Annotated in this window: 20 protein-coding genes; 10 read left to right on the top strand and 10 right to left on the bottom strand. The window is 72.9% G+C overall.

Annotated features, from left to right (window positions below; translation table 11 throughout):
• Positions 1-532, bottom strand: a 532-nt coding sequence (locus ACFE76_RS17120; protein WP_375432983.1) for a radical SAM protein, incomplete at its 3' end; no start/stop codon positions are given.
• Positions 533-553: 21 nt separating this feature from the next.
• Positions 554-1,324, bottom strand: coding sequence for a hypothetical protein (locus ACFE76_RS17115; RefSeq protein WP_375432982.1), 771 nt, complete (start codon positions 1,322-1,324; stop codon positions 554-556).
• A 153-nt stretch (positions 1,325-1,477) separates the two neighbouring features.
• Between ACFE76_RS17115 and ACFE76_RS17110 the strand changes: the two genes are divergently transcribed.
• A complete protein-coding gene (locus ACFE76_RS17110; protein ID WP_375432981.1) occupies positions 1,478-2,149 on the top strand; it encodes a response regulator transcription factor in 672 nt (223 codons plus the stop codon).
• Positions 2,146-3,564, top strand: coding sequence for an ATP-binding protein (locus tag ACFE76_RS17105; RefSeq protein WP_375432980.1), 1,419 nt, complete (start codon positions 2,146-2,148; stop codon positions 3,562-3,564). Before ACFE76_RS17110 ends, ACFE76_RS17105 begins: the two co-directional genes overlap by 4 nt.
• An 84-nt stretch (positions 3,565-3,648) precedes the next feature.
• Here ACFE76_RS17105 and ACFE76_RS17100 read toward each other — a convergent pair whose 3' ends face one another.
• From ACFE76_RS17100 to ACFE76_RS17090, 3 genes are all read right to left on the bottom strand, one after another.
• Positions 3,649-5,130: an APC family permease gene (locus ACFE76_RS17100; RefSeq protein ID WP_375432979.1), complete on the bottom strand. Its 1,482-nt coding sequence runs from the start codon at positions 5,128-5,130 to the stop codon at positions 3,649-3,651.
• A gap of 19 nt (positions 5,131-5,149) precedes the next feature.
• Entirely contained in the window at positions 5,150-5,932 is a 783-nt protein-coding gene (locus tag ACFE76_RS17095) for a carbon-nitrogen hydrolase family protein (protein WP_375432978.1), read from the bottom strand.
• 115 nt (positions 5,933-6,047) lie between these two features.
• Complete coding sequence (locus ACFE76_RS17090) at positions 6,048-6,947, bottom strand: NADP-dependent oxidoreductase (protein ID WP_375432977.1); 900 nt, start codon at positions 6,945-6,947, stop codon at positions 6,048-6,050.
• A gap of 100 nt (positions 6,948-7,047) precedes the next feature.
• Between ACFE76_RS17090 and ACFE76_RS17085 the strand changes: the two genes are divergently transcribed.
• From ACFE76_RS17085 to ACFE76_RS17075, 3 genes are read left to right on the top strand one after another with little or no spacing between them, the layout of a single operon-like run.
• Entirely contained in the window at positions 7,048-8,337 is a 1,290-nt protein-coding gene (locus ACFE76_RS17085; RefSeq protein ID WP_375432976.1) for an ABC transporter substrate-binding protein, read from the top strand.
• A 3-nt stretch (positions 8,338-8,340) separates the two neighbouring features.
• Complete coding sequence (locus ACFE76_RS17080; RefSeq protein WP_375432975.1) at positions 8,341-9,294, top strand: carbohydrate ABC transporter permease; 954 nt, start codon at positions 8,341-8,343, stop codon at positions 9,292-9,294.
• Positions 9,291-10,118: a carbohydrate ABC transporter permease gene (locus ACFE76_RS17075; RefSeq protein WP_375432974.1), complete on the top strand. Its 828-nt coding sequence runs from the start codon at positions 9,291-9,293 to the stop codon at positions 10,116-10,118. Before ACFE76_RS17080 ends, ACFE76_RS17075 begins: the two co-directional genes overlap by 4 nt.
• A 33-nt stretch (positions 10,119-10,151) precedes the next feature.
• On the opposite strand, the gene lepA is transcribed toward ACFE76_RS17075, so the two are convergent.
• On the bottom strand, positions 10,152-12,182 hold the full coding sequence (gene lepA / locus ACFE76_RS17070; protein WP_375432973.1) for a translation elongation factor 4: 2,031 nt from the start codon (positions 12,180-12,182) through the stop codon (positions 10,152-10,154).
• Positions 12,183-12,601: 419 nt separating this feature from the next.
• Between lepA and rpsT the strand changes: the two genes are divergently transcribed.
• Entirely contained in the window at positions 12,602-12,865 is a 264-nt protein-coding gene (gene rpsT / locus ACFE76_RS17065) for a 30S ribosomal protein S20 (protein WP_375432972.1), read from the top strand.
• A 434-nt stretch (positions 12,866-13,299) separates the two neighbouring features.
• On the opposite strand, the gene holA is transcribed toward rpsT, so the two are convergent.
• Positions 13,300-14,271 carry a DNA polymerase III subunit delta gene (holA, locus tag ACFE76_RS17060; protein WP_375432971.1) on the bottom strand — a complete coding sequence of 324 codons (972 nt, stop codon included), beginning with the start codon at positions 14,269-14,271 and terminating at the stop codon, positions 13,300-13,302.
• A 182-nt stretch (positions 14,272-14,453) separates the two neighbouring features.
• On the opposite strand from holA, the gene ACFE76_RS17055 reads away from it, so the two are divergent.
• On the top strand, positions 14,454-15,182 hold the full coding sequence (locus ACFE76_RS17055; RefSeq protein ID WP_375432970.1) for a hypothetical protein: 729 nt from the start codon (positions 14,454-14,456) through the stop codon (positions 15,180-15,182).
• Positions 15,179-16,600, top strand: a complete 1,422-nt coding sequence (locus tag ACFE76_RS17050) for a hypothetical protein (protein WP_375432969.1) — start codon at positions 15,179-15,181, stop codon at positions 16,598-16,600. The genes ACFE76_RS17055 and ACFE76_RS17050 overlap by 4 nt, the downstream gene beginning before the upstream one ends.
• Positions 16,601-16,626: 26 nt before the next feature.
• Here ACFE76_RS17050 and ACFE76_RS17045 read toward each other — a convergent pair whose 3' ends face one another.
• The 3 genes from ACFE76_RS17045 to ACFE76_RS17035 all read right to left on the bottom strand — a co-directional run bounded on the left by ACFE76_RS17045 (position 16,627) and on the right by ACFE76_RS17035 (position 20,862).
• Positions 16,627-18,957, bottom strand: coding sequence for a ComEC/Rec2 family competence protein (locus tag ACFE76_RS17045; protein ID WP_375432968.1), 2,331 nt, complete (start codon positions 18,955-18,957; stop codon positions 16,627-16,629).
• A 34-nt stretch (positions 18,958-18,991) separates the two neighbouring features.
• A complete protein-coding gene (locus ACFE76_RS17040; protein ID WP_375432967.1) occupies positions 18,992-19,885 on the bottom strand; it encodes a helix-hairpin-helix domain-containing protein in 894 nt (297 codons plus the stop codon).
• Between the two features lie 110 nt (positions 19,886-19,995).
• A complete protein-coding gene (locus tag ACFE76_RS17035) occupies positions 19,996-20,862 on the bottom strand; it encodes a DegV family protein (protein WP_375432966.1) in 867 nt (288 codons plus the stop codon).
• Positions 20,863-21,012: 150 nt separating this feature from the next.
• On the opposite strand from ACFE76_RS17035, the gene ACFE76_RS17030 reads away from it, so the two are divergent.
• Positions 21,013-21,918: a GNAT family N-acetyltransferase gene (locus ACFE76_RS17030; protein ID WP_375432965.1), complete on the top strand. Its 906-nt coding sequence runs from the start codon at positions 21,013-21,015 to the stop codon at positions 21,916-21,918.
• Positions 21,919-22,058: 140 nt separating this feature from the next.
• Entirely contained in the window at positions 22,059-22,997 is a 939-nt protein-coding gene (locus ACFE76_RS17025; RefSeq protein ID WP_375432964.1) for an endonuclease/exonuclease/phosphatase family protein, read from the top strand.
• Positions 22,998-23,063 lie beyond the last annotated feature (66 nt).

Genomic DNA, 23,063 nt, shown 5'->3' with positions numbered 1-23,063 from the left:
CCTGCTGAGGCCGGCCCGGTGAGTGCACCCGGTCCAGCGTGGCCAGCACGTGCGGCACGGCCGACTGCATGCCGAAGGAGACCCGGGTGAAGCCGAGCGCGCGCAGCCGGGCCAAGTCGGCGGCGTCGACCGACTCCGGGTTGGACTCGGTCGTGACCTCCGCGTCCGCAGTGAGCCCGAACTGGTCCCGGACCCCCGCCAGCATCGCGCCCAGGTCGTCCGGGGGAAGCAGCGTGGGCGTACCTCCACCCACGAACACCGTGCTCACCGCCGGGGCCTTGTCCCCGAGTACCCGGGCCGCGAGGGCGAGCTCGGTGACGGCGGTGGTGGCGTAGCCCGCCTGGCTGGCCCCGGGGTCGGTGCCCAGCTCGCTGGCCGTGTAGGTGTTGAAGTCGCAGTACCCACACCGGGTCCGGCAGAAGGGCACGTGCAGGTAGACGCTCAGCGGCCGCCGTCCGACCTCGGCCAGCGCCAAGTCCGGCAGGACGCCGTCAGCCGGTGCGGGGGCACCTTCGGGCAGGGCTGACGGCATCCTTCGAGCCTAACCGGCGGCTCAGCTGCCGCCGCTACCCTCCGACGGGGTGCTGCTCGGCCCGTCGGACGGAGCGCCGGTGGGGGCACCGCTCGGCGGGGTCGGCGGTGCGGGGGGCGTGGGCGCCTGGCTCGCGTCACCGGAGGTGTCCGGCGTGGCCGCCCCGGCCTTCGGGGGCTTCGGTGGGGTCGGAGCATCGCCAGCCTTGGGCGCCGCCTTACCGGCCTTCGGCGGCTTCGGCGGGGTCGGAGCGTCGCCGGACTTCGGCGCCTCGTTGCCCGCGGGCGGTGCGGGCGGAGCCGGGCGAGGACCGGCAGGTCCGGCGGGCGGCGCGCAGACGCCGGGCGCGGCTGCGGGCCCTTGGCCGTCCGGTCCGGCGGTGGGGCCCGCCTCGGTGGAGGGGGCGGCCTCCGACGGCGTCGCCGCCTCCGCAGGGGTCTCGGCGGCACTCGGCGTTGCCGAGTCGGGCGCTCCAGGAGCGTCGGCGGGCTGGGCGCCGCCGGTCAGCGCGGGGGCGACGGCCGACGGTGAGGTACCGCCCCCGCCCGCAGCCAGGGCCGGGACGGCGATCCCGGTGGCCAAGACGGCGGCCGCGGCGATCGCGATCCCGATCCGGCGCCGCCGCTGCGGGCGGCGCACGGCCGGGATCTCCTGCGTCGTCTCGTTGTCGAACAGCTCGTAGCGCTCGGCGTCCCGCTGCTCAGCGGCGCGGCGCTCGGCGGCGGCCCGCAGCTGGTCGCTCGGCTCGCCGTCGGGACGGCCGCTCGGGTTCGGGTTGTGGGGAGTGGTCATCGTCATTCCTGTCGTCGTGGGGTGGGCTGGTCGTGAGTCCGAGATTGGGCGGCGAGCCTGAAGGCCACCTCAAGGAAGCGGGGCGCGAGCGGTTTCTTGAGGGGTTCTTCAGGTCGGCGAGGACACACTGAACGGCATGAGCGGAGAGCGGACATGACGGCGGCACGGGTGCTGGTCGTCGAGGACGACCCGTCCATCAACTCGGCCCTGGTCGGCTCGCTGGCCGACGCCGGCTACGTCACCCGTGGCCTGGCCGATGGCCGCGAGCTCGAGACCGAGCTGGTCACCTTCCGGCCCGACCTCGTCATCCTCGACTGGATGCTGCCCGGACGCGACGGCCCGACGCTGGCCCGGCTGGTGCGTTCCCGGAGCGACGCCTCGGTCATCCTGCTGACCGCCCGCGACGAGATGCGGGACCGGCTCGCCGGCTTCGACGCGGGTGCCGACGACTACGTGGTCAAGCCGTTCGCGGTGGCCGAGGTGCTGGCCCGGATGCGCGCCGTCTTGCGCCGCTCGGGTGCGGCGCCGGATACCGTGCAGGTCGACGACCTCCTCCTCGACCCGGACGCGGCCGTGGTGACCCGCGGCGGAGTCCCGCTGGAGCTGACGGCGACCGAGCTGCGGCTGCTGCTCTTCCTCGCCGAGAACCGGGACCGGGTGATGTCGACGGTGCAGATCCTCACCCAGGTGTGGGGCTACGACGACTACGCCGACAACCTGGTGCAGGTCCACGTGAGTGCCTTGCGCCGCAAGATCGAGGCCCACGGGCCGCGGCTGCTGCACACCGTCCGAGGGCTGGGCTACGTGTTGCGGGCTCCGCGGTGACCGTGTCCACGACCGGGCCGACGACCGGGCTGCGGACCCGGTCCCTGCGTACCCGGGTCACCGTCGTCGTCCTCGTCTTCGTCGCCGCGATGCTGCTCGTGCTCGGCGTGGCGACCGACGTGGCCCTGCGCGCCCGGCTGGAGGGGGAGCTGCGTGCCCGGCTCACCGACCGGGCCTCCTACGCCACCTTCCTGGTCGGCCGGGTGGCCGACGACGCCGACCTGGTCAACCAGCTGGAGGGCGACGGCATCTCGGTCTCCCTGACGACCGCGAGCGGCGAGGTGGTCGCGAAGGGACCGCTGCGTCCCGACGGAACGGCCTCGGCACCCGCCCGTCCCGGCCCCGCCGGCCAGAAGGGACCGGCGGGCGGACCCGCCGCGCCGGTGACCAAGACCGGAGAGATGCTGCAGGTCTCCGAGACTCTCGCCGACGGCAGCACCATCACCCTGCTGGCCGACGCCGGCGACGTCCGCCGCACCCTCGACCAGGTGCGGACCACGCTGCTCGTAGCCGGGATCGGTCTGCTGGCTCTGGCCGCCGTCACCTTGGGACCGGTGATCGGCCGGGCGCTGCGACCGCTGGACCAGATGACGGCGACCGCCCGCTCGATCACCGCCGGCGACCGCGGCCGGCGACTGCGGCCCGACCGGCCCGGGACCGAGCTGGGCCGTACCGCGACGGCGTTCGACGCGATGCTGGACGAGGTGGAGGGCGCCGAGACGACCGCGCTGGCCGCGGAGCGACGGCTGCGGACGTTCCTCTCCGACGCCGCCCACGAGCTGCGGACGCCGTTGACCGGCGTCCAGGCCGCGGCGGAGCGGCTGCTGCGGGGGGACGGGGACCGGGCCCGGACCGAGGAGCTGAGCGTGACGGTGATCCGGGAGGCGCGGCGTGCCGGCCGGCTCGTCGACGACATGCTCACGATGGCGCGGATCGATGCGGGTCTGGAGCTCGACCGGACCCCGCAGGACCTGGGCGCGCTCGCCGCCCGGGCCGCGGCGACGGCGCAGCTGCGCCACCCCGGCGCCACCGTGGTGGTGCAGAGCCCAGAGCCCGTCACGGCAGCGGTCGACGCCGACCGGATCGTGCAGGTGCTCAGCAACCTCTGTGACAACGCGGTGAACGCCGGGGCGCGGACGGTGCGGATCGACGTCGCGAGGACGGCGGACCGGTCGAGCGTCGAGGCGAGCGTCGACATCGTCGACGACGGACCCGGGGTGCCCGAGGCCGAGCGGGAGCGGGTCTTCCAGCGGCTGGTCAGGCTCGACCCGGCCCGCAGCGGCGCGGGTGGGTCCGGCCTGGGACTTCCGATCGCCCGTGGCATCGCCGAAGCTCACGGTGGCCGGCTGGAGCTGGTGGCTCCCGACGGGCCGGGCGCGCGAGTACGGCTAACCCTGCCGGCCGGCCCCGGCTGACCGCTCCGGGTCGCCGGCGGAATGCCTCCGTGCTCGACGGCGCCGGCGGGATGCCTCAGTGCTCGACGGCGCCGGCAGGATGCCTCAGTGCTCGGTGGCGCGGGCGGGGACGGGCGACCGCTCGTCGGCGTCGGTGTCGGCTTCGGTGTCGGCGTGCAGGGAGTAGCGGCCGCCGAACGCGAACCCGACCGCCAGGGCGGCCGCCGGGACCAGCGCGAGCACGATGCTGACCCCGGTGCTCCCCCCGGTCACGAGGGTGAAGTTGGACAGCACCAGCCAGAGGCTGACCAGCAGTCCGACGATGGCCAGGACGGGCGCCACCCGGGTCTTGAGCGGACGGCCTGCGGCCCGGTCCGGGTGCCGGGCGAAGAACACCAGCACCGCCACCGAGGTCAGCGTCATCAGCAGCACCATCCCGACCGTGGCCACGCCGGCCATCGAACCGAAGACCCCGACCAGCGGGTCCAGTCCGACCACCGCGAAGACGGCCAGCAGGACCGCGGCGGTGACGGTCTGGACGACCGAGGCGAAGGAGGGCGCGTGGTGCTTGGGACTGGTGTCGCCGAGGCGGGAGGGCAGCACCCCCTTGTTGCCGAGGGTGAACAGGTAGCGGGCCAAGACGTTGTGGAAGGACAGGACGCAGGCGAACAGGCTCGAGATCAGCAGCGCGTTCATCACGTCACGCAGGCCAGAACCCAGGTACTGCTTCGCCGTGTCCAGCATCATGTTGCCGTCGCCGTCGAGCGTCCGCTGAGCCACGGCGGTCGCATCCTGGGCGCCGGCCGCCCAGATCAGCGCCCAGCAGGAGGCGGCGTAGAAGACGCCGATGATGATGACGGCGAGGTAGGTCGCGCGCGGGATGGTCCGTTCCGGGTCCCGCGCCTCGTCCCGGAACACCGCCGTCGCCTCGAAGCCGATGAAGCCGGTGAGCGCGAACAGGACCGCGACGCCCAGGCCGTCGCTGAAGGCGTGGCTGGGGGCGAAGGACGCCAGCACCGGACCGTTGGCACCGCCGCGGGCGAAGACGGCCACGTCGAGGGCCAGCATGATCGAGATCTCGAGCACGAGGGCGACGCCGAGCACCTTCGAGCTCAGGTCGATGTGCCGGTAGCCGAGGACCGCCACCACGGCCATCGTGACGAAGGAGTAGACCCACCACGCGATGTCCGGGCCGCCGAAGTAGGTGACCAGGTCGTTGGCCGCCCAGCCCATGTAGCCGTACACCCCGACCTGGATGGCCGTGTACGCCACCAGCGCGACGAACGCGGCACCCAGCCCAGCCCGCGAACCGAGACCCGTCGTGATGTAGGAGAAGAAGGCGCCGGCCTCGCTCACGTGCGGGGTCATGGTCACGAAGCCGACCGAGAAGACCAGCAGCACCAGGGCCGCCAGCAGGAAGCCCACCGGTGCGCCGATCCCGTTGCCGCCCGCCACGGCCAGCGGCACGTTGCCGCCGATCACGGTCAGCGGGGCCGCGGCAGCGATGACCATGAAGACGATGGCGCCGGTGCCGAGGCGACCGGTGAGCCGACGGTCGTGCTCGGCGGGGCGGGCGGTATCGGTCATGATCGTCCTTCGGGTCAGCTCAGTAGAGGTCGGGACGCAGGTCGTCGAGGTAAGGGTTCTGCTGCCGCGCCTGCGCGACCACAGCGGGGTCGACCGTGGCCAGCACCAGGCCTTCGGGCTGGTCGGCCGGCACGGCGTCGAGCACCCGGCCCGACGGTCCGGCGATCGAGCTGCGGCCGACGTAGCGGAGGTCACCCTCCTCGCCGCTGCGGTTGACGTAGGCGAGGTACACCTGGTTCTCCCAGGCACGGACCGGGATCAGCGTCTCGGCGATGAACGCGAACGGCTCCATCTGGGCGGTGGGCACGATCACCAGGTCGGCACCAGCCCGCGCCGCGGCTCGGACGGTCTCGGGGAACTCGACGTCGTAGCAGATCAGCAGGCTGATCCGGACGCCGTGGTGCTCCACCGGCTTCGGCAGCACGTCGCCGGCCACGAAGAGGGCGCGGTCCAGGTCGGCGAAGAGGTGGGTCTTGCGGTAGCGCGTGACCTCGAGACCGTGCTCGTCGACGAAGACGGCGGTGTTGGCCACGCCGCCGGTAGCCAGCGGCTCGGGCAGACCGGCGACGATCGCAATGCCCGCGCCGGCCGCGATCCGGCTCACCCGCTCGACCAGGCCCGGGTCGGCCAGCGCCGCCACCCGGTCACCGATGTTGTAGCCCGTCACGAACATCTCCGGGGTGATCAGCAGGTCGGCCCCGCGGGCCCGCGCGTCCCTGGCCGCGCCGTCGAGGACGGCGAGGTTGGCCTCGACGTCGCCGGACCGACCCGGATGCTGCAGACCGGCGACGACCAACGACACGCGTGCCTCCCGACCCAGCAGCAACCCCACGACCCTCGACCCGAGTTGATCACATCAGCCACACCCGCCGGGTGTCCGTCAGGTTAAAGGTGCTGGCAGTCCCCCGGGTCTCCCGTCAGGGCAGGAGCACCAGCTTGCCCCGCACGTGGCCGGACTCGCTGATGCCGAACGCCTCGACGGCACGGTCGATCGGGAAGGTCTGGACCTTGATCACCAGCTGGTTCTGCTCCAGCAGCCGCGCGGTCTCGGCCATCGCCGCCCTTGGGTCACCCTCGCCACCGGAGGTCACCTGGGCGCCAGCGGCCGTGGCGGCGAAGTTGGCGATGCTGACGACCTGGGACGGAGCGGAGACCAGACCGGTGAGCACGGCCGCGTCCGTCTTGCCGGCCACGTCGAAGACCGCGTCGAACCCACCCGGAGCGGCCGCGCGCGCCCGATCGGCCAAGCCGTCGCCGTAGTGGATGGCGGTCGCCCCGATCTCGCGGAGGTAGCCCAGGTTGGGTTCGCTGGCGGTCGCCACCACGGTGGCGCCCCGGGCGACCGCGATCTGGACGGCGACCGCCCCGACGCCGCCGGCGCCGCCGTCGACCAGCACGGTCGACCCGGCGCCGACCCCCACCAGGTCGAGGGCGCGGATCGAGGTCTCGGCGGCCACGCCCGCGGCGGCGGCGACCGCCCAGTCGATCGAGGCGGGCTTGCGCGCGTACGCGTTCAGCACGGCCAGCTCGGCCGCCGTGGCAGAGCCGAGACCGAAGACGTCGTCCCCGACCGCGACGTCGGTGACCCCCTCGCCCAGCTCGTCCACCACGCCCGCCGCGTCCCACCCGATCGTGCCGAGGCCCTCGAGGGGCTCGCCCTGGGCCATGAACCCGCCGCGGATCTTCCAGTCGACCGGGTTCACGCTCGCGGCGCGGACCCGGATCCGCACCTGTCCGGGTCCGGGGCTGGGGTCGGGAGCCTCCCCCACCGAGAGCACCTCGGGACCGCCGTACTCGCTGAACTGCAACGCGCGCATCGCATCTCCTCTGGACGGCTCGTCCATGGGCCGTCCCTCTCGCCGTATCGTCCCCGGCGGGCCCGGGGCAGCGTCAGTGGGGTGAACTAGGGTTCGAGGCATGGCTATTCCTCGTCGCCGCTTTCTCTCCCTGACCGGCGGGATCGCCGCCGCAGCCGCCGGGCTGTCGGCCTGCGGCAGCAACACCGGACGCCCCTCGACCGACAGCAGCCCCAGCGCGTCGACCAGCGGCGAGACCTCGTCGGTGGCCCTCAGCCAGTGGTACCACCAGTACGGGGAAGACGGGGTCGAAGAAGCGGTGAAGCGTTACGCCGCCGCGTACGGCCAGGCGAAGGTCACGGTCAAGTGGAACCCGGGTGAGTACGAAAAGCTGGTCGGCGCCGCGCTGCTGACCGCGAAGGTGCCGGACGTCTTCGAGTACGGCAACGGGCCGACGCTGGACATGATCAAGGCCGGTCAGGTCCTCGACCTCACCGACACCCTCGGCGACGCGAAGAGCCAGTTCGCCCCGTCGGTACTCGCGGCGATGACCTACGACGACAAGATCTGGGCCATCCCGCAGACCGTCGACATGCAGATGCTCTACTACCGCAAGTCCCTGCTGGAGAAGGCGGGCGTGCAGCCGCCGCAGACCTTCGCCGACCTGGTGAGCGCAGCCCGGGCCGTGCAGACCAAGGACATCGGCGGCTTCTTCGCCGGCAACGACGGCGGCATCGGCGTGTTGGGGAACATGTTCGTGTGGGCTGCGGGCTTCGAGCAGATCAGCGAGGACAGGTCCGGCATCGGCTTTGCCGACCCGGCGATGTACGACGCCCTGTCGCAGTGGCGCGACTTCAGCAAGGACGGCGTCCTGCAGAGCGCCTCCGCCGACTGGTTCGACGGCGCACCGTTCATCAACGAGGAGACCGCGATGCAGTGGACGGGTCTCTGGGTCCTGCCCGACGTGCAGAAGGCGTTCGGCGACGACTTCGGCGTGCTGCCGTTCCCGGCGATGGGCACGAAGGGCCGCCAGGCCGTACCGTTCGGCGCCTTCAGCTCCTGCGTCAGCGCGAAGGGCGTCGACCCCGATGCGGCGAAAGCCTTCGTCAAGTGGCTGTGGGTCGACCAGGAGTCCGACCAGGTCGACTTCTCCAACTCCTACGGCACCCACATCCCAGCCAAGCCGTCGCTCGCGCCGCAGGCGACCAAGCTCGCCACCGGGGCTGGAGCCGAAGCGGCGAAGCTCGTCACCGACTTCGGCCACGCCCCGAGCCTGCTCTGGACGCCTGCTCTCACCCAGGCCTACACCGCGGCGCTCAGCAACGTCGTGCGCAAGGACGCCGACCCGTCGGCGGAGATCGCGACGGTGGCCAAGAAGGGCCAGTCCGAGATCACGCGCGTCAACGGCTGAGGCGTGGCCACCAGCGCGGCCGTCCGGGCCGGTCCGGTCCGACGCCCGACGTCCACGATCCAGCGGACGCGCGACCGGTGGTTCTGGGTCTTCGTCGGACCCTTCGCGGCTGGGCTGCTGGTCTTCGTCTACGTGCCGATCCTGTGGAGCGTCTACCTCTCCTTCTTCGACGCCCGTAACACCGTCACCCCGACGACGTTCGTCGGCTTGGGCAACTACACCTACCTGTTGCGCGACCCGGCCTTCGTCTCCAGCATGGGGACGTTCGTCGTGTTCGCCGCGTTCATCGTGCCGGTCACCTTCGCCTGCTCGTTGGCGCTGGCCCTGCTGGTCAACCGGGCTCGAGTGGCCCAGGCGTTCTTCCGCTCGGCCTTCTTCCTGCCCACCGCCTGCTCGTACGTGATCGCGGCCATGATCTGGCGGCTGTCGTTCTTCAACGGCGCCCGGTTCGGCTTGGCCAACTCGTTGCTGCGGTCCCTCGGCTTGGAGAACGTCAACTGGCTGGGCGGCAGCAACTACTGGTACTGGTTCGTGCTGGTGACGCTGCGGCTGTGGCTGCAGGTCGGTTTCTACATGATCTTGTTCCTCGCCGGCCTGCAACGGATCCCGGCTGACACGTACGAAGCCGCGGCGATCGACGGCGCCACCGGCTGGCGGGTGCTGCGCTGGATCACCCTGCCGCAGCTGCGGTCCACCTCGGTTGCGGTGGTCCTGCTGCTGCTGATCTCGGCCTTCCAGGCGTTCGACGAGTTCTACAACACCTTGATCTCGGTCGGCGGCTATCCCCCGTTCGCCCGGCCACCGCTGGTCTACCTCTACCTGATCGCCCTGGGTGGCGGCAGCCAGGACCTGGGCCTGGGCAGCGCCGGGACGATCATCCTGACCCTCGTCGTGGTGGTGATCGGGGTGGTCCAGCTGAAGATCTTCGCCGTCGGCGGGGCGGAGGAACGCGCGTGAGGGGCTCCCGGGCGGTCGCGGCGCTGCGCTACGCCGTGCTCAGCGTCCTCGCGCTGCTCTTCCTGCTGCCGTTCTACGTGCTGCTGCGCAACGGATTCTCCAGCGAACGGCTGCTCGCGGCGGCGCGCTGGCGCTGGCTGCCCGACCGGGTGAACGCGGACAACCTGCACGAGCTCTTCGCCAACGACTCGGTCCGGATGGCCCGCAGCCTGCTCAACTCCGCCGTGGTGTCGGTGGTGCAGACCCTGGCCACGCTCCTCGTCTCCGCGCTCGCCGGCTACGGCCTGGCCCGGATCGACCACCGGCTCAGCCGACTCATCCTCGGGGCGACCGTGCTGACACTGATGGTGCCCGCCGCGGTGACCTTCATCCCCAGCTTCGTGATGGTCTCGACGCTCGGCTGGATCTCGACGCTGCGCGGGCTCATCATCCCGGTGCTGTTCTCGGCCTTTGCCACCTTCTTGTTCCGGCAGTACTTCCTCGGCTTTCCCCGTGATCTGGAGGAAGCCGCGTACATCGACGGCGCCGGCTACTGGCGGACCTTCTGGCGGGTGGTGCTGCCCAACAGCTACGGGATCTGCGCCGCCGTCGGCACGATCACCTTCATCGGCTCCTGGAACTCGTTCCTGTGGCCGCTGCTGATCGGCCAAGACCGCGACTTCCGGACCGTCCAGGTCGCGCTCAGCCAGTTCATGTCCAGCCAACGGATCGACCTGCCCCAGCTGTTCGTGGGAGCCGCCGTGGCCATCCTGCCGGTGCTGGGAGTGTTCCTGTTCCTGCAGCGCTACCTCGTCCAGGGCGTCGAACGCTCCGGCATCGACTGAGCCCGCCGCCTCCCCCGCCGCAACCGGGACGCGCTACCTCGAGTCGACCTTGCCGGGCTCGGTGGTGGAGAGCGCCGCCACGAAGGCTTCCTGAGGGACCTCGACGCGGCCGACCATCTTCATCCGCTTCTTGCCCTCCTTCTGCTTTTCCAGCAGCTTGCGCTTACGGGTGATGTCACCGCCGTAGCACTTGGCGAGCACGTCCTTACGGATGGCGCGGACGGTCTCGCGGGCGATCACGCGGGCGCCGATCGCCGCCTGGATCGGCACCTCGAACTGCTGCCGCGGGATCAGGTCCTTGAGCTTGCCGGCCATCAGCACCCCGTAGGCGTACGCCTTGTCCTTGTGCACGATCGCCGAGAACGCGTCCACCGGCTCACCGTGCAGCAGGATGTCGACCTTGACCAGCTCCGAAGGCAGCTCACCGGACGGCTCGTAGTCGAGGCTGGCGTAGCCCTTGGTCCGGGACTTGAGTGCGTCGAAGAAGTCGAAGACGATCTCGGCCAGCGGCAGCGTGTAGCGGATCTCCACCCGGTCCGCGGACAGGTAGTCCATCCCGTTCTGGACGCCGCGCCGGGTCTGGCAGAGCTCGAGGATGGTGCCGATGTAGTCGGTAGGCGTGAGGATCGTGGCCTTGACCACCGGCTCGTACACCTCGGCGATCTTGCCGTCGGTCGGGTACTCCGAGGGGTTGGTGACGGTCAGCTCGGTGCCGTTCTCGAGCTTGACGCGGTAGACCACGTTGGGCGCGGTGGAGATCAGGTCGAGGTTGAACTCGCGCTCCAGCCGCTCCCGGACGATCTCCATGTGCAGCAGGCCGAGGAAGCCGATCCGGAAGCCGAAGCCCAGCGCCCCGGAGGTCTCCGGCTCATACGTCAGCGCCGCGTCGTTGAGCTGCAGCTTGTCCAGCGCCTCCCGCAGCTCGGGATAGTCGGCGCCGTCGATCGGGTAGAGGCCGGCGAAGACCATCGGGTTGGGCTGGCGGTAGCCGCCGAGGTCGGTGGTCGCCGGCCGGGCGACCGAGGTGACGGTGTCCCCCACCCGAGACTGGCGAACGTCCTTCACGCCGGTGATCAGGTAGCCCACCTCGCCGACGCCGAGCGATGGCGACTTGACCGGGTCCGGCGAGACGACGCCGACCTCGATCGCCTCGTGCGCGGACTTCGTCGACATCATCAGCACCCGCTCGCGGTGGCTGAGCTCGCCGTCGACCACCCGGACGTAGGTGACCACGCCGCGGTAGGTGTCGTACACGGAGTCGAAGATCAACGCCCGCGCCGGGGCGTCCGGGTCACCCACCGGGGCGGGGATCTGGCGGACGATCTCGTTCAGCAACGCCTCGACGCCCTCACCCGTCTTGGCCGACACGCGGAGCACGTCACTCGGGTCGCAGCCGATGATGCCGGCGAGCTCCGCGGCGTACTTGTCGGGCTGCGCGCTGGGCAGGTCGATCTTGTTCAGCACCGGGATGACGTGCAGGTCGGCGTCCAGGGCCAGGTACAGGTTCGCCAGCGTCTGCGCCTCGATGCCCTGGGCGGCGTCCACCAGCAGCACCGCCCCCTCGCACGCCGCCAACGAGCGCGACACCTCGTAGGTGAAGTCGACGTGGCCGGGGGTGTCGATCATGTTCAGCACGAACGCGCTGGGGGCTCCGCCGCCCGTGGACCCCCCGGACAAGCCCGGAGCTCGCTCCGCTCGCGCGTCCTTCTCACCACCAGCAGGCTCCTGCGTCGCGTTCCCCCGCAAGCCCGGAGCTCGCTCCGCTCGCGCGTCCTTCTCACCACCAACAGGCTCCTGCGTCGCGTTCCCCCGCAAGCCCGGAGCTCGCTCCGCTCGCGCGTCCTTCTCACCACCAACAGGCTCCTGCGTCGCGTTGGTGGTCCACGGCATCCTGACGGCTTGCGACTTGATCGTGATACCGCGCTCGCGCTCGATGTCCATCTTGTCGAGGTACTGGGCGCGCATCGCGCGGGCGTCGACGACGCCGGTGAGCTGCAGCATCCGGTCGGCCAGGGTGGACTTGCCGTGGTCGATGTGGGCGATGATGCAGAAGTTGCGGATCATCGCTGGGTCGGTACGCCCAGGGCTCGGGGCAGGCTGAATCACGTCGTCTTCCGGGTCGGCGGCGGGGTGGGCACATCGGTCGAGACACCCGGCTGACCATCATCCCACGGGCGCCCGCGAGGCCCAATCCACGCATCTCGATGTACCGGTGGGAGCGGGACCGGCCTGGCCCTCGACGGCGAAACGTGGACGGTCACCCTGCGGCAGCCTGGCCCGGCCAACCGCCGGCCCATCCGTGGGCCGAGCCGGAGCGCGGCACCGCAGGTCTGGCTCGTCGGCGGGGCCGCGGCAGGCTCGGGACGTGATTTGGGCCCCCGTGGCCCGGTTTGGTAGTGTCAGCGGTCGCGTCTATGGATCTGGTCCGTAGGTCAGCGGTGCTCATCAGACATTGACTCCCGACAGTTACAGAGGCTTGCCCCGTGGCAAACATCAAGTCCCAGATCAAGCGGATCAAGACGAACGAGAAGGCGCGCCAGCGCAACAAGGCGACCAAGTCTGCCCTCAAGACGTCGATCCGCCGTTTCCGCGAGGCTGCGGCCGCCGGCGACACCGCCAAGAGCGCCGAGCTCGCCCGCGCCGCGACCCGTCACCTCGACAAGGCCGCCTCCAGCGGGGTCATCCACAAGAACCAGGCAGCGAACCGCAAGTCGGCCATCGCTGCCGAGGCCGCCAAGCTGAGCTGACGCTCAGCGCGGAGTTCCGGCGTCCACCCACGGTGGCACTCCGTAACCCGCGGCCGCGACCTCGACACGCGTCACCCCGCTCCGTCGAGTCGTCTACGACGTCCCGATCACCTCTGGTGACCGGGACGTCGTGCGTTTCTAGGGGCGAAAGCCCACGCCGCGTGGGCCGCGGTCCCTCGACCGTGGCTAGCCCCGGGCTCGACGACGGTGGCCGGCCCGGCGCAGGCGGCCGCCTCGCACAGCCCGATCGACGCCAGGTGCCACCCGGCTGGCCCGCTCGACGATGACGCCGGGGTCGTAGAACAGGTGGGACTGCAGCGCGTCGGTGGTTGAGGCGAGGCTGAGGTCGGCCAGGCTTGTCTCACCGTGTCGAGGTGGTGACGATGACCTCGCACGCCGCGCGGGGGCGTGTGAGGCCGTCGGGGTGGGCGCCCTCAGCCGCGCCGGGCGCGGGCGACGACGAGCACGGCCCGTTCGAGCGCGAAACCGGCGTCGTCGGCCGCCCCCTTCACCTCGGCGTCGGCGACGGCCACCGCCTTGAGCGCGGTGGCCAACCCGCGCTGGTCCCAGCCGCGCGCCTGGCTGCGCATCGACTTGAGCTTCCACGGGGGTACGCCGACCTCCCGGGCGAGGTCGGCCTCGCGCAGCCCCGCCGGTGCGGTCACGAGCTTGCCCAACCCGCGTAACCCCGAGGCCAGGGCGCTGGTGACCAGCACCGGCGCCACCCCCGTCGAGATCGCCCAGCGCAGCTGCTCCATCGCGGCCCCGGTCCGCCCGGCCAGCGCGGCGTCAGCCACCGCGAAGCTGGTCACCTCGGAGCGACCGCCGAAGTAGCGGCGCACCTGACCCTCGGTGATCGGTCCACCCTCGGAGTCGGAGACGAGCTGGCCGACCGCCGCGGCCAGCCCCCGCAGGTCGTGGCCGACCGCGTCGACCAGGGTCTGGGCCGCTCCGGTGTCGATGCCCTCCCCGACCCGGCGCGCCTCCGCCGCGACGAACTGCGGCAGCTCCCACGGCTTGACCGCCGGCGCGTCCACGACCGTCACCTTGGCCGCCTTGAGCTTGTCGAGCAGACCTTTGCCCTTCTGACCGCCGCCGTGGACCAGCACCAGCGCGAGGTCCTCCAGCGGCGCGCGGGCCAGCGCGAGCACGTCGTCGGCGAGCTCGGCCGGCAGGTTCGCCAGGTCGCTGACCACCGCCGCGCGCCGGACCGCGAACAGCGACGCGTTGGTCATCTCGGCGAAGCGGCCGGGGTCGAGCCGGTCGCCTTCGACCTGGCTGATCTCGGCCTCGGGCGACTCGGCCCGGATGTGGCTGAGCAGGCCAGCAACCGCCCGGTCGGCCAGCAGGCTCTCGGGGCCACTGACCAGGGTGACCCGACCGAACGGGGAGGTACGCGCTGCCACCCGCCCAGCATGGCAGCAGGGTCTGACAGCGACCTGGCGCGACCGGTGCGTGGAGGTGCGCCGCGGGACCCGTCAGCGCCGCCCGCCCGGCGTTGCGCCGACTCCTCGGCCGCTCGACCGCGACAATGTGGACACGACGGCCGACGCGGCGGCAGCGGTCGTTCCGAGGTGAGGGGGCCGGTGTGGTCAGCGCGTGGGAGACCTGGGTGCGCCGTCTGGTCACCCGGCGTCCCGGTGTACCCGCTCCTGCTGTAGCGGAGGCCACCGACCCGGCGGGGACCCGGCTCGTCGGCGCTCCCGAGCCGGTGAGCCGGCTGCTGGTGGTGCGCCCGGACACGGTGGCGCTGCTGACCGCCGCCGGCACCGACCCGCAGCTACGGCGTCCCGGCGACCTGCTGGTGCCGCCGCTGCTCAGCCCCGGCGCCCCGCCCGTGACCGCGCGGGCGGTCAGCACCGCTGCGGTGGACCTCGACGTGACCGTCACTGACCTCCTCACCTTCGACGGGCACGCCGTCGACCGGGCGGTGCTGGGGGTGCTCGTGCAGCTGGATGACCGGGACTGGTACGCCGAGCTGCTCGAGCTGGCCGCCGGGCACGCCGACGACCTCGAGGAGTACCTGCTCGCCGCCGTCCACCGCGAGCTGACCACAGCCGTCCGTGGGGCCGTCCGGATGAACCGGCTCGCCGACCTGCAGCGCCTCACTCTCGCCGCGGTGCTGCAGGACCGCTGGCTGCCCGCCCGGCTCGGCGCGGGGACGTTGCGCTGCCTCCGGACGCGGGTGCAGCGCGTCCGCTGGCCCGGCGAGGACGAGCCGACCGTTCCCGTCCGCCCACCCCCGGCCCCGGCGGCGCCGGAACCCCCGCCCCAGCCGACCGGGCCCGACCAGTCCGTCCCGGCGGGGTCGACGTGAGCGCGGCCTACGCGAACCCGACGGCCGCCGCTCCGGCGCTGGGCGGGGTCGGCGTACCGGCGCGGGCCGACGACGCGCAGCGGTTGCTGCTGCGAGTGCGGACCGCGGCCGCGCTGCCGGCGGCGATCTGTCTGGGCGTGCACCTGGTCTTCCTGGTCACCTACTGGATCCCCGAGACCAGCGCGGTGCCGGCCCACGACTGGTGGCTCACCCAGCTGGCTCCGCTGGTCTCCGCGTCGTTCAGCAGCGCCGGCGTCGCGCAGGTCCCGGCTCAGGCGAACCAGATCAGCCTCGGCGGCGAGCTGCTGCTCGTCGCGGCGGTCGCACTGCTGCTGCTCGCCCGGCACCCGCGGCGGCTCGGCCAGAGCGCGGTCCTCGTACCGGCGGCGGTCGGCACGTTCGCGGCGGTCGTGCTGCTGCTCGTGCTGGTGGCGAGCGGCCAGGCCCGCACGAGCGCCCTGGCGATCCTGCTCATCCTGCTCTGGGTCGGGGCCGCGGGGTACGCGTCGGTCTTCAGCCTGCTGATCGACCTCGGCCCGACCCGCCCCCGCCGCTGGCGGAACGGGCTCCCGCTGCTGGCGGCGTACGCGGTCGTCGGCCCCGCACCGGTCGCGGTGGGCCGCGCCCTGTTCGGTCGAGCGCTGCGCGAAGCGGCGGCGTCGCTGGAAGGCAACACCGTCGCGCTGCGGCTGAGCGCACTGACCACCGGGACCACCGTGCTGCTCTACCTCGCCGGCCTGGCCGTCGGGACGGTCGTCTGGGCGGCGTACCAGTGCTGGCCGCTGCGCTGGGACCTCAGCATGCTGCTGCGGGCCGGGGTCGTGACGCTGGCGGTCTTCCTCACCGCCGGGCTCGGTGGGGTCGCCGCAGCCTCGGCCCAGCACCGGGCCGAGCAGCTCCGCCTCGACAGTCCGGCGAAGGCCATCCGCTTCGGTTGCGGCAGTGCCGAGCTCGACCCGCGGGCCGGTACGGTCGACCAGACACCCGTCCGGACCCTGGTGGTCACCGGTCTCGGGTGCCGCACGGTCACCACCTTCGAGGGATACCGGCAGCTGGCCACCCGGCATCTGGACTTCTCGGTCGCCCCGGTGGACGTACGCAGCCCCGACGGCCGCGCGCTGACCGGCCGGGTCGTCAGCGCTCAGTACGGAGACGTGTTCGTCGTCGCCGGCACCTCCCGGCTGGACACCCGGGTGGACCGGCTCGCGGCTATCAGGATCTCCGACGGGCAGCTGCTGTGGCAGTACTCCTGCTCGGCCCGGCCCGTGCTGCGGGTCCGGTTCGCCCGCGTGCCCGGTGGGGACGATCCCGCGCTCGGGCACATCACCGTCCGCACCCGCATCCCGCAGGTGGTGGCCGTCTGTGGGAGCCGGACGCTGCGGATCGACCCGGTCACCGGTCTCGCCCCGCCGCGCTGACCCAGTGGTGGTGCGGCCGCGGGCCGTCACGGTCGGCGCTGGACGACGACGCCCAGCTGCGAGTCACGCCAGGTGATCGCCACGGACCCGTTCTGGTCGGTGCGGAGCACGGTCATCCCGAGGGACCGGGCGAGCCCGACCGTACGGGGGGCCGGGTGGCCGTAGTCGTTGTCGACCCCGGCGCTGGCGATGGCCACGGAAGCGCCCGTGGCCACGAAGAAGGCGGGCTCCTGGCGGGCCGACCCGTGGTGCGGCACCTTCAGCACCTGCGCCGACAGGTCGGCGCCGCTGCTCAGCAGGGCCCGTTGGCCGGGTGGCTCGACGTCGCCGGTGAGCAGGATCCGCAGCCCGTCGACGTCGGCGAGCAGCACCAGGCTGGCGTCGTTCTCGGCCGCCGACTCGTCCCCGTCGGTCCCCTGCCGCAGCGGGCCGAGCACCCGCAGCGAGACCGCGCCGACGGTGGCGCCGCTACCGACCGGCGGCACCTCGACCGCGGCCCCGTGCTGCCCGGCCTGCTGAGCAACGGCGGCCGCCTCACCCGCCGGCGAGGCGAACGGGCTGGTCCAGACGCGTCCGACCCGGCGGCCCGCGAACACGCCGGGCAGGCCGTCGACGTGGTCGGCGTGGAAGTGGCTGAGCACCAGCAACGACACCGTACGGACGCCGAGACCGTCAAGACAGCGTCGCATCGCCTGCGGGTCCGGGCCGCTGTCCATCACCACGGCCTCGTGCTCGGCCGCGCGCAGCACCAGGCCGTCCCCCTGACCGACGTCGCAGACCACGAACCGCCAGCCCGGGGGCGGCCAGCCGAGCTGGGACGGCGCCCGGGCGAGGGTGACCGTCATCAGCAGCGCAAGGAGCAGCGACACCCAGCGCCGCGCCAGCACCCACGGCACGGCGACCGTCGCGGCGAGGCAGCCCAGGGTCAGCAGGCCCAGGGCCCCGGGGGTCGTCGGCCAGCTCTGCGAGCCACCCGGCAGCCCCGCCCCCAACCGTGCGACCCAGAGGATGACCTGCGCCGACCACGCCGACCCGAACGCCAGCACCTCCGCCAGGTGAGCGCTGACCAGCGAGGCGCCGGCCGCCGCAAAGCCGAGCACGGTGGCGGGCCCGACGAACGGTCCGGCGAGCGCGTTGGCCAGCAAGCCGGAGGTGCTCACCGTGCCCGAGAGCGCCGCGACGGCCGGCAGGGTGGCCAGGTGGGCGGCGAGGGCCAGCGTGACCGGCTCGGCCACCACCCGAGGCGTCCACCGACCGAGCACGTCGGCCCAGCGCCGCGACCACCAGATGATCCCGCCGCTGGCCAGGACCGACAGGGCGAACCCCCAGGAGCGGGCGAGGAACGGGTCCATCAGCAGCAGCGCGACCATGGCGACCGCCAGGTTGCGGACGCCGGCCCGACGCGAGCCCGAGCCGAGGGCCGCCAGCGCGACCAGACCCATGGCGGCGGCCCGGAGCACGCTCGGCTCGGTCCGGCAGAGCCCGACGAAGACGATCACGCCGGCCAGCCCGACGGCCCGCAGCGCCCAGCCCCGGACGCCCAGCCAGCGCGCCGCGAGCAGCAGGAAGGCCAGCAGCAGGGTCAGGTTGGCCCCGGACACCGCCGTCAGGTGGGTCAGCCCGGTGGCCCGGAAGCTGGCCTGCAGCTCAGGCGTCAGCCCGGACGTGTCCCCCAACACCAACGCGGGCACCAGCGCTCGCGGCTCGGGGCGGCGATGTTCGACCGCGGTCCGCAGTCCGGCCCGGACCCGCTCCACCAGCCGGAGCGCCGCACCCGGCGGCTCCACGCCGGTGGGCGGACCGCGTACCTGCAGCGTGGCGGTCAGGTCGTCGCCGCGTTCGGCCGGCCGCAGCCGCCCGGCCGCGGACACCGTCGACCCCACCGGTAACCCAGCCCAGGACGCTCCGGCCGTACCGCTCACCGTCACCAGCACCGGCGCCCGCAGCCGCCAGTCCGTGCCGCGGCCGCGGAGCTCGACCACCTGTACCCGCACGGTGACCAGCGCCGGCAGCGCTCCGCGGGCGGGGAAGCTGCGGGCGTCGCTGCGTACCTCCGCCCGCACCTCGGCCCAGGCTCCGTCGCTGGCCAGCTGAGCCGGAGGCCCGGCTGCCAACCGGTGCACCTGCACCGCGCCGAGGACGGCGCACACCGCCACGGTGACGGCCGTCGCGAGCCACCAGGCACGGCCCGAGCCGACCACGCGGACTCCTCGCCTGGCGCGTTGCCGTCCAGCCCGTCCGGGAATCAGCGCCCCGGTAGCGGCGACCACGGCCGTACCGACCACCAGGGCCACCACCCAGCCCCGGCCGGCGGTCCCGAGCCAGCAGGCGGCCCAGCCGCCGAGCGCGAGCGGCACGCACCGGAGGTCCTGACCGGCGCCAGGCGCAGCCTCAGACCCGGACATGGGGTGCGATCTCGGCGTAGGTCTTCGGACCGATCCCGTCGACCTCCCGGAGCTCCTCCACCCGGCTGAACCGGCCGTGCTCGGCCCGCCAGGCGATGATCTTGCCGGCGGTGACCGGTCCCACCCCGGGCAGCTCCTCCAGCTGGGGCTCCGTCGCCGCGTTCAGGTCGAGGGGTGGCGCCGCACCGGAGGATCCTGACCCTGCCGAGTCGGACCCGGCCGCCCCCGAGCCGGACCCGCTGCCGCCGGCGCCACCGCTGCGCACCTCCCCGGCCGGGTGAGCGGCCGTCCCGATCACGACCTGCTGGCCGTCCTGCAGCAGCTGGGCGAGGTTGAGCTCGCCCGGATCGGCGTCCCGGGTGAAGCCACCCGCCGCGTCGACGGCGTCCTGGACCCGGGCCCGCTCGGCCAGGGTCACCAAGCCGGGCCGGCGGACGGCCCCCAGGACGTGCACCACCACCGCGTTGGCGGTGGGCGTGGCCGGGCCGGGCGTCGGGCTGGGGAGGGTGGACGCCGTCGCCGGCCCCGTGCTGGGCGTCGTGGAGACCGAGACCGTCGGCGGTGCCGCGAGGGCCACCGGTCGAGCCCGCAGCACCGACCACCCCGCCCCGAGCAGGCCAGCGATCAGCAGCAGGCAGACCACCCCCAGGTGGAGTCGGCCGAACCGTCGTGGAGGCGGGACGTCATCGACCTCCACGAGCTCGGTCTCCGGCCCGGCCCGCGCGGGCGCGGGGACGGCCTCCTGCGCCGCGACGTCGACCGACGTCGTCGCGGCGTCTTCGTCGACGGCCCGCCGGGGCGGCGTCTCGGCCAGCAACCGCGCGAGCCGCGCGCTGACCGCCTGCAGCAGCAGCGGGTCAGCCTCTCCTCGTCTGGACACACCGGGACGTTACGGACGCCGCCGCCGATGTGCGGTCCGGTCGCCCTGGCTGTGGACAGCCGCCGCACACTCCCAGCCTGTGGACAACGCGACCGAGCACGACCCGGAGGTCAGACCACGGGCGAGACCACCACGCCGAGCGTGCCGGGACCGACGTGGACCCCTAGCGCGGCGCTGACTTCGCTCACCACCGGCGGCGCGACCCCGGGAACGGCCGCAGCCAAGCGTCCAGCCAGCTGGTGGGCCCCCGCGGCGTCATCGAGGTGGTGCACGGCGATCTCGGGCGGCTCCCCGCCCGCCGGGGGTACCGCACCGAGGGCAAGCTCCTCGAGCCTGGCCACGGCGCGGGCCGTGGTACGGACGCGTTCCAAGGTCTGGATGCTCCCTTCGCGCACCGTGAGGAGCGGTTTGACCGCGAGCGCCGAGCCCAGGGCGGCGGTCGCCGCGCTGATCCGGCCACCGCGGCGCAGGTGCTCGAGGTCCTCGACGTAGAACCAGGTGGAGCTGGCGGCGGCCCGACGGGCGACGACCGCGGCCACCTCGTCCACCTCCGCGCCGGACCGCGCCGCCGCGGCGCCGGCCAGGGCCGCGAATCCGCTGGCCATCGCGATGACCCGGGTGTCCAGCACGCGGATCACCAGGCCGGGCTCCGACGCGACCAGCGCGGCCGCGGCCAGCTCGGCGGCGGCGACCGTCCCCGAGATCGCCCCGCTCAGGTGCACCGACACGATGTCGGTGAAGCCCTCCTCGACCAAGCCGGCGTAGGTAGCCCGGATGACCTCTGCCGAGGGCCGCGAGGTGCTGACCCGGCGCCCGCACCGGAGCGCCGCCGCCACCTCGGCCGGGCCTACCTCGCCTTCGGACCGGCTGACGCCGTCGATCACGACCTGAAGCGGGATCACCCGGACATCGGTGAGCGCGGTCAGACCGGGGGCGAGAGACGACGTAGAGTCGGTCACCACCGCGACGCCCGTCATCGGCACAGCCTAGGGCTGTCCAGCTGGGGATCAGGGCCGACGCGGCTGAGCACGGGGACCGAGGAACGGCACCGCAGAGGGCGGGGAAAGCGACGGATGGGCCTGGACGACCGACGTGTGTGGCGTGCGGCCCCCGGCACCCTCGCAGTAGTGATCGTCTTTGTGGTGGCGGCTGCGACGGCCGTGCCGGCGCTGGCCTACCTCGTCTGGACCTCTAACGGCGGCTGGCTGCTGCCCGCCCTGCTCGGCGCGCTGAGTGCGGTCGCCCTGCTCTACGCGTGGAGGTTCGGCCTGCACCCGAGGCTGCGCGCGGACAAGCAGGGCATCACGGTGGTCAACCCGTTCTCGTCGCGCCGCTTCGACTGGGAGGACATCCGGGTCGTCGCCCCCGGTGAGAACGGGCTCGTGATCGCCTCGACCGAAGCCACCGTCGAGGCGTGGTGCGTGCAGAAGTCGAACTTCGCGGCCCGCCGCGGCAAGCTGACCCGGGCCGACCGGGTCACCCGAGAGCTGCTGGACCTGCTCGAGGAGCACGACCCGCCGTTGGAGGACGAGGAGACCGGGCTACGGATCCGGCGCGCCCGACCTGACGAGAGCCGGCTGCTGACCCGGCTGGAGCGGGCCGCCAGCGAGGAGGCGCTCAGCCACCTCTTCCCGCCGGAGGAGCACCCGTACCCGGTGACGGCCATCACCCGCCGCTGGCGCCGGCTGCTGCGCGACCCGCGGGTGCGCATCTACCTGCTCGAGCACGACGACGACCCGGTGGGCTTCGTGGCCTTCGACGCCGACACGGTGCGGCACGTCGGGGTGCTGCCTGACCACACCCGGCGCGGCTACGGCAGCGCTCTGGTCGAGTTCGCGGCGCAGGAGATCTTCGCCGACGGCGCACCCAACGCCCACCTGTGGGTGCTGGTCGGCAACGCCGGCGCCCGCGCCTTCTACGCCACGCTGCGCTGGCGCGAGACGGCTGACCGACGCGACTGCGAGTTCCCGCCCGCACCGCCAGAGATGCGGCTGGAACGACGCAACCCCACGGCCCCCCGACGGAGCCTCTGATGCCGGCTGCGGCGCCGGCTGCTGCCGCTCCCCCACGCCGTCGCCCAGGAAGGAGACGGCCAGCAAGGAGACGGCCAGCAAGGAGACGGCCAGTACGGCCAGTACGGGGGCGGCCGGGACGAGCCCGCCGGCTGCTGCTCGTGGTCGGCTTCCTCACCCTCCCGCCGTCGGTGCTCGGCACGCTGCTGCGGGTGGTGCCGCCCCGCGACGACGCGACGGCGCTGGTCGCGTCCTTCATCCCGTACGCGCTGCTCGGCTATGCCGTCTCGCTGCTGGCCCTCGGTGCGGCGGCCGTCCTGCGCGGCCGGCGCCGAGCGACGGCGGTGCTGGCGTTGGTGGCGGCCGCCGGGCTCGCCTGCCACCTGGTGTGGACCGTCCCGTTCTTCGTGCCCAACGGCCGGACGGCGACCTCGCCCACGTTCACCCTGCTCAGCCTCAACATGTACAAGGGCCGCGCCGATCCTGACCGGCTCGTGGCCCAAGCCCAGGTCGCCGACGTCGTCGTGCTCGTCGAGGCCACGCCGTCGGCCCTGGCCGAGCTGGCCGACCGCGGCTGGCTGACCCGCTTCCCGTACGCGGCGGGCGGCGTCGACGGCGTGCAGAGCGACACCGCCGTCTACAGCCGGTTCCCGCTGAGCGACAGCCGGCTGCTCGGCACCACCTCGTTCCAGCAGTGGGTGACCACGGTCGAGGCACCGGGGATCGACCCCGTCCGGCTGATGGCCGTCCACCCGTGCAACCCGTACTGCGGCCGCGGCCTGTGGGCCAGCGAGCACGCCGCGCTGGCCCAGGTCGCGGCCGACAGCCTGGACCAGCCGCTGGTCATCGCGGGCGACTTCAACGCTGTCGACGACCACGGCCCGATGCAGGACCTGTACCGGCTGGGCCTGAGCAGCGCCACCGACCTGGTCGGCGCCGGCTGGCTGCCCACCTACCCGGCCAACCGGCCCTTCCCGCCGTTGCTGCCCATCGACCACGTGCTCGTCGACGACCGGCTCACCGCGACGTCCATCCAGACCGTAGAGATCCTCGGCACTGACCACCTCGGCCTGCTGACCACCATCGCGCGCACCGGCTGAGGCCGAGTTGTCAGAACCCAGTTGTCCCATAGGACAACTGGATTCTGACAAGTCGGGCTGGACCCA

The sequence above is a fragment of the uncultured Friedmanniella sp. genome (assembly GCF_964244005.1).
In the GTDB taxonomy this organism is placed as follows: Bacteria; Actinomycetota; Actinomycetes; order Propionibacteriales; family Propionibacteriaceae; genus Microlunatus.
This window is presented reverse-complemented; position numbering and strand designations above follow the sequence as displayed.

What these genes read in the sequence shown, in the direction of transcription:
- ACFE76_RS17085 (WP_375432976.1), top strand. Translation starts at nt 7,048, where the DNA reads ATGGCTATTCCTCGTCGCCGCTTTCTCTCCCTGACCGGCGGGATCGCC.
- ACFE76_RS17090 (WP_375432977.1), bottom strand. Translation starts at nt 6,947, where the DNA reads ATGCGCGCGTTGCAGTTCAGCGAGTACGGCGGTCCCGAGGTGCTCTCG.
- lepA (WP_375432973.1), bottom strand. Translation starts at nt 12,182, where the DNA reads ATGATCCGCAACTTCTGCATCATCGCCCACATCGACCACGGCAAGTCC.
- ACFE76_RS17110 (WP_375432981.1), top strand. Translation starts at nt 1,478, where the DNA reads ATGACGGCGGCACGGGTGCTGGTCGTCGAGGACGACCCGTCCATCAAC.
- ACFE76_RS17115 (WP_375432982.1), bottom strand. Translation starts at nt 1,324, where the DNA reads ATGACCACTCCCCACAACCCGAACCCGAGCGGCCGTCCCGACGGCGAG.
- ACFE76_RS17035 (WP_375432966.1), bottom strand. Translation starts at nt 20,862, where the DNA reads ATGACGGGCGTCGCGGTGGTGACCGACTCTACGTCGTCTCTCGCCCCC.
- ACFE76_RS17100 (WP_375432979.1), bottom strand. Translation starts at nt 5,130, where the DNA reads ATGACCGATACCGCCCGCCCCGCCGAGCACGACCGTCGGCTCACCGGT.